The sequence below is a fragment of the Streptomyces sp. NPDC054840 genome, from assembly GCF_053611065.1.
On sequence record NZ_JBSGZP010000486.1, the window covers coordinates 1 to 5,688 of the forward strand.

The 5,688-nt window shown below is 72.1% G+C and carries 6 protein-coding genes; 4 read left to right on the top strand and 2 right to left on the bottom strand.

Annotated elements, in window-relative coordinates:
- Positions 1–120: 120 nt before the first annotated feature.
- Together ACWGIU_RS27540 and ACWGIU_RS27545 are read right to left on the bottom strand one after the other, a co-directional pair.
- A complete protein-coding gene (locus ACWGIU_RS27540) occupies positions 121–567 on the bottom strand; it encodes a hypothetical protein (RefSeq protein WP_453710161.1) in 447 nt (148 codons plus the stop codon).
- A gap of 70 nt (positions 568–637) precedes the next feature.
- Positions 638–1,273, bottom strand: coding sequence for a TetR/AcrR family transcriptional regulator (locus tag ACWGIU_RS27545; RefSeq protein WP_453710163.1), 636 nt, complete (start codon positions 1,271–1,273; stop codon positions 638–640).
- Positions 1,274–1,398: 125 nt separating this feature from the next.
- On the opposite strand from ACWGIU_RS27545, the gene ACWGIU_RS27550 reads away from it, so the two are divergent.
- The 4 genes from ACWGIU_RS27550 to ACWGIU_RS27565 all read left to right on the top strand — a co-directional run bounded on the left by ACWGIU_RS27550 (position 1,399) and on the right by ACWGIU_RS27565 (position 5,646).
- Positions 1,399–2,196, top strand: a complete 798-nt coding sequence (locus ACWGIU_RS27550) for an acetoacetate decarboxylase family protein (protein WP_453710165.1) — start codon at positions 1,399–1,401, stop codon at positions 2,194–2,196.
- 1 nt (position 2,197) lies between these two features.
- Complete coding sequence (locus ACWGIU_RS27555) at positions 2,198–3,082, top strand: SDR family NAD(P)-dependent oxidoreductase (RefSeq protein WP_453710167.1); 885 nt, start codon at positions 2,198–2,200, stop codon at positions 3,080–3,082.
- 84 nt (positions 3,083–3,166) lie between these two features.
- Entirely contained in the window at positions 3,167–4,429 is a 1,263-nt protein-coding gene (locus ACWGIU_RS27560; protein ID WP_453710171.1) for an amidohydrolase family protein, read from the top strand.
- Positions 4,426–5,646 (top strand): amidohydrolase family protein, encoded by a 1,221-nt coding sequence (locus ACWGIU_RS27565; RefSeq protein ID WP_453710169.1) that lies wholly within the window; start codon positions 4,426–4,428, stop codon positions 5,644–5,646. The genes ACWGIU_RS27560 and ACWGIU_RS27565 overlap by 4 nt, the downstream gene beginning before the upstream one ends.
- The last annotated feature ends 42 nt before the right edge of the window (positions 5,647–5,688 follow it).

The following is a 5,688-nucleotide window of genomic DNA, read 5'->3' on the forward strand; positions in this document are numbered from 1 at the left end:
CGTACCCCTCTGGGTACGCGGTCGGCCACGTCGTCTCTGCGGTCGTACGGTCGTCGAGCATGGTCACAGAGGATATCGGCCCCGACTGACACCCGTGGCCGCCCCGGCGCTTCCCGGCCGTCAGCCCAGGGCGGCGACGAGGTCGCCCGCGGCGAGCTGTTCGAGGCCGCAGCCGTCAACCGGCCCCGGTGGCAGCCGGTATACGGAGCCGCTCGCACCGGCGGGCGCCACCTCGCCGTCCACCAACGCGAGGAAGGCGGACCGCCCTGAGGCGGCGGACCCCCCGGAGGCGGCGCTGCCCGCGAGGGCGTCCACCTCCGCGGAGCGCAGTACGTCGTCCCGGTCGCGCAGGCCGAGGAGCCGGGCGGCGAAGGCCGCGGTGCCCTCGCCGGCGCCCCTGCGGGAGGTCCACAGTTCGTCGCAGTCGCTCGGCCGGGGCGTACGGCGCAGCACGGCCACCTCGCGGCAGCGCGCGGCCGCGTGCCGGCCGGCGAGCTCCCCCAGGGTGGTGCGGCCCGTCGAGAAGTACGGGAACATGCCCGGCACCAGGGCCTTGATCTCCCGCACTGTGATCGCGTCCTCGACAGCTCGGGCAAAGGGGGCATTCCTCCGGAACCGGAAAACCAACCCAACCGATTTATCGTGCCGGGCCCGCGCCCGGTGCGAGCAGGGCGTGCACCAGGGCACGCACGGACAGCAGGAACAGCCGGTCCGGGTCCGCCGGGCGGGCCAGGGCGCGGGCGAGGGCCGGATCGTGGGGGGCCGCGGCCGGGTCCCAGAGCTCGCTCTCGGCCGGGGACTGGGCGGGGGAGCGTTCACGATTGCGCTCGACGAGCAGGTACCCGACGACCTGGAACTGGACGGCGCGCACCGCGTCCGCCGCGCGCGCGCCGCGCAGCCCGGCGGCGTGCACCTCGTGGACGAGTGCCTGCTGGGCGGGCAGGAACATCCGCTCGGTGAGACCTCGTTCGTGGACCATCGCGATCAGGTGCGGACGTTTGCGCAGTTCGCGGCGCAGGATCCGGGCCACCGCCAGGATCCGGTCGGCCGGGGTGCGGCCGGTGGGCCGGATCGCCCCCATCTCCTCCACGGTCCGCTCGACGAGGGCGTCGAGCAGCGACTCGCGGTTGCCGACGTGCCAGTAGATGGACGTGACGGCGGTGCCCAGCTCGGCGGCGAGCCCCCGCATCGTGAGCGCGGCCGGACCGTTCCGCATGACCAGGGACGCGGCGGCGTCCAGCACCTCGTCACGGGTGAGCGTGGTTCTGGCCACGTCCTGCCACCACCAATCTGTCGGGTCGTCAATTCTCGGCAGTGCATGGGTCTTTACCCTTCATCGCGGGCAGTGTAACTGTGTTACAGAACCGACTCCCCCCGAGCCGAGGGATGGTGCGAGACATGGCACGCGTACGGTACGGAGCGCGGACCGAGGCCGAGGTCGCGGCGTCGCGCGCGAAGAGTTCCCGACTTCCCGACATCTGGTCCACCGGTGTCGTGGCCGTCTGGGAGAGCGACCCCGACGTGGTCGCGGCGGTCCTGCCGCCGCCGCTCGAACCGGCCGACCGGCCCCTGGTGCGGGCCAACATCAGCAAGGTCGACCTGCCCGGCTACCCGCTCGGCGCCGGCTCGGTGGCCGTCGCCGCCCAGCACGGCGGGACCGAGGGCTGGTACCCCCTGGTCATGCCGATGACCCTCGAACGCGCCCTGACCGGCGGCCGCGAGGTCTTCGGCGAGCCGAAGAAGCTGGGCGAGGTCACCGTGGAGCGCGACGGCCTCGTCGTACGGGCCGCCCTCGCCCGGCACGGGATCGCCTTCGTCGAGGTGCGCGGGGCGGTGGACCGCGCGCTGCCGCTGCCCGAGCCCACCCGCAAGACCGACTTCTACTTCAAGTTCCTGCCCGCGGTGGACGGTTCGGGCTTCGACGTGGACCCGGTGCTCGTGCACTGCACGCGCAACGAGAAGGTCCGCAAGCTGGAGCACGTCACCGGGGACATCGTGCTGCGGGAGTCGATGTTCGATCCCGTCGCCGACCTGCCCGTCCGCCGGATCGTGGAGATCACCATCGGCGAGAAGACCACCGACCAGAAGGGCCGGGTCGTCGAGCGGGTCAGCGCCCAGGCTCTGCTCCCGTACATCCACCAGCGCTACGACGACCCCCTGCAGATCTTCGACGGCCCGCCCGAGGGGAGTGTCTGACATGCGACTCGAACCAGGACAGGTGGCCGTGGTCACCGGAGCCGCCAGTGGCATCGGCCTCGCCATGGCCCGTCGCTTCGCCGCCGAGGGACTGAAGGTGGTCCTCGCCGATGTCGAGCAGGGCGCCCTGCGCAAGGCCGCCGACGAACTCGCCGCGGACGGGGCCCACGTGCTCGCCAGGGTGGTCGACGTCAGCGACCGCGACTCGGTGATCGCGCTGGCCGACGCCGCCTACGAGACCTTCGGCGCGGTGCACGTGCTCTGCAACAACGCGGGCGTCGGCTCCGGAGCCGAGGGCCGCATGTGGGAGCACGAGCCCAACGACTGGAAATGGGCCTTCTCCGTCAACGTGTGGGGGGTCTTCCACGGCATCCAGGCCTTCGTCCCCCGCATGATCGCCTCCGGCGGTCCCGGCCACATCGTCAACACCTCCTCCGGCGACGGCGGCATCGCCCCGCTGCCCACCGCCTCCGTGTACGCCGTCACCAAGGCGGCCGTGGTCACCTTGACCGAGTCGCTCTACGCGCACCTCAAGGCGGAGGGCGCCCCCGTCGGCGCCTCCGTCCTCTTCCCCGGACCGCACATGCTGCGCACCGGGCTCTGGGAGTCGCACCGCAACCGGCCCGAGCGGTACGCGAAGGAACGGCCGCGCAAGGCCCCGTACCGCAGCCTCGACCAGTACGAGGCGGCGATGAGGCAGGCCGGCCACGAGGTGCGCTTCACCCCGGTCGAGGAGGTCGCCGAACACGTCGTCGACGGCATCCGCGCCGACCGCTTCTGGATGCTCCCGGCCGGCGAGCACAGCGACCGGCAGATCCGCGCCCGGTCGCAGTCGATGCTCGACCGGACCAACCCCGCCTACCTGGAAAGCTTCATCCTCGACTGAGGGGCGTCTGTGGTGAGTACGAACGAAGACCGGAACGGACACGGGACCGCGAACGGAACCGGGAACCGGACCGAAGAGCCGTACCTGATCATCTCCTCCGACTGCCACGCGGGCCTGCCCACCGAGCAGTACCGGCCCTATCTGGACTCCCGCTTCCACGCCCGGTTCGACGAGTTCCTCGGCGAACGCGACGCCCGCCGGGCGGAGGCCACCCGGCTCGGCGTCCGGAACGAAGCCTTCGCCGAGAAGTGGTTCCGCGACCACGAGGAAGGCCTCAAGGGCGGCTGGGACACCGGGCAGCGACTGAAGGAACTCGACGGCGACGGCGTGGCCGCCGAGGTCGTCTTCCCCGACGCGGACGCCGTCGACAGCCAGACCGCCGCTCCCTTCGGCGTCGGCCTCGGCCTCTCCGGTGACCAGGACCCCGAGCTCGGCATGGCGGGCGCGCAGGCGCACAACCGCTGGCTCGCCGAGTTCGTCGGGCAGAACCCGGCGCGCCACTGCGGAGTCGCCCTGCTCCCCATCACCGGCGAGCCGTCGAAGGTCGTGGCGGAGATCCACCGGGCCAAGGAGTCCGGGCTGGGCGCACTCATGATCCCCGCGATGTGGGTGGACAAGGCGCCCTACCACGACCGCCGCTACGACCCCGTCTGGGCGGCGGCCGCCGAGACACGGATGCCGATCGTCACCCACTCCGGGTCCTCGCCACGCCACGAGTACGGCGACCACCTCGGCATCTTCGTCTCCGAGGTCACCTGGTGGCCGGCCCGGCCCCTGTGGTTCCTGCTCTGGTCCGGCGTCTTCGAGCGCCACCCCGGCCTGAAGTTCGGCGTCGCCGAGGCGGGCTGCTGGTGGCTGCCCAACCAGCTGTGGTTCATGGACCGGCTCTACCTCGGCGCACACGGCGGCAAGAAACTCTCGCCGTTCGAGGAGCTGAAGCGGCCACCCAGCGAGTACCTGGACCGCCAGGTCTTCATCTGCGCGACGAACACCAAGCGGCGCGAGCTCGCCCAGCGGTACGAGATCGGGGTGGACAACATCCTGTGGGGCTCGGACTTCCCGCATCCCGAGGGCACCTGGCCGAACACCCGGGCCTGGCTGAAGAACACCTTCCACGACATCCCGGTCGCGGAGACCCGCCGGATGCTCGGGCTCGCGGCGGCCGAGGTCTTCGGCTTCGACACCGCGAGTCTGGCCCCGATCGCCCGCCGGATCGGCCCCACCCCGGCGGAACTGGGCCAGTCGCCGGACCAGGCGGCGGTGGAGGCCTCCTGGGCCCGCTCCCGCGAGGTGGGCCGCCACTGGCTCACCGACAACGACTTCCCCGTCCTGGGGGTGTCGTCATGACGGAGGACCGCTACACGGTGATCTCGGCGGACTGCCACGCGGGCGCCGACCTGCTGGACTACAGGCCGTACCTGGAGAAGCGCCACCACGAGGACTTCGACGCCTGGGCCGCCACCTACGTGAACCCGTACGAGGACCTCCTCGCCGACACCGCCGACCGCAACTGGAACTCGGCGCGCCGCCTCGCCGAACTCGAAGCGGACGGCATCGTCGCGGAGGTCCTCTTCCCGAACACCATCCCGCCGTTCTTTCCCAAGGCCTCCCTGATGGCCCAGCCCCCGACGGCGGCCGAGTACGACATGCGCTGGGCGGGGCTGCAGGCCCACAACCGCTGGCTGGCGGACTTCTGCGCGGACGCGCCGGGGCGGCGGGCGGGGGTGGCGCAGATCCTGCTCAACGATGTGGACGCGGCGGTGGGCGAGATCCGCCGTGTACGGGCGGCCGGCCTGACGGGCGGCATCCTGCTGCCGGGCGTCCCGCCCGGCTCCACGGTGCCCGAGCTGTACTCGGCGGTGTACGACCCCATCTGGGCGGTGTGCGAGGAGCTGGACGTCCCGGTCAACCACCACGGCGGCTCGGCCTCACCGCCGCTGGGCGACGAACCGGCGGCCCGGGCCGTCTTCATGGTCGAGACGACCTGGTTCTCCCACCGCGCCCTGTGGCACCTCGTCTTCGGCGGGGCCTTCCACCGGCACCCGGGCCTCAAGCTGGTCCTGACGGAGCAGGGCTCGGGGTGGATCCCCGGCGTCCTGGAGATGCTGGACTACTACCACGGCCGTCTGGTCGCGGCATCGGCCACGGCCGAGTCCAAGTTCGGGGCGGGCCTCGCGGAGTCGATGGGCCGGGGCCCGAGCGAGGTCTGGCGGGACAACTGCTTCGTGGGAGCGAGCTTCATGCGCCCACACGAGGTCCCGCTGCGGGAGCGGATCGGCCTCGACAAGATCATGTGGGGCAGCGACTACCCCCACGACGAGGGCACGACCCCCTTCTCCCGCGAAGGCCTCCGCATCGCCTACGCGGGCCTCCCGCGCGAGGAGGTCGCCGCGATGGTCGGCGGCAACGCGGCCCGCGTGTACGGCTTCGACCTCGCCCTCCTGGACGCGGTGGCCGCCAAGCACGGCCCGCGGGTCTCGGAGATCGCGCAACCCCTGACGGAGGTCCCGCCGCAGGCCACCAGCCCGGCGTTCGCCCGAGGGGGGTCGGTCCGGGTCTGGTGACACCGGCTCCCGCCGGAGCGGCTCGGTTCTCGTACACGAGCC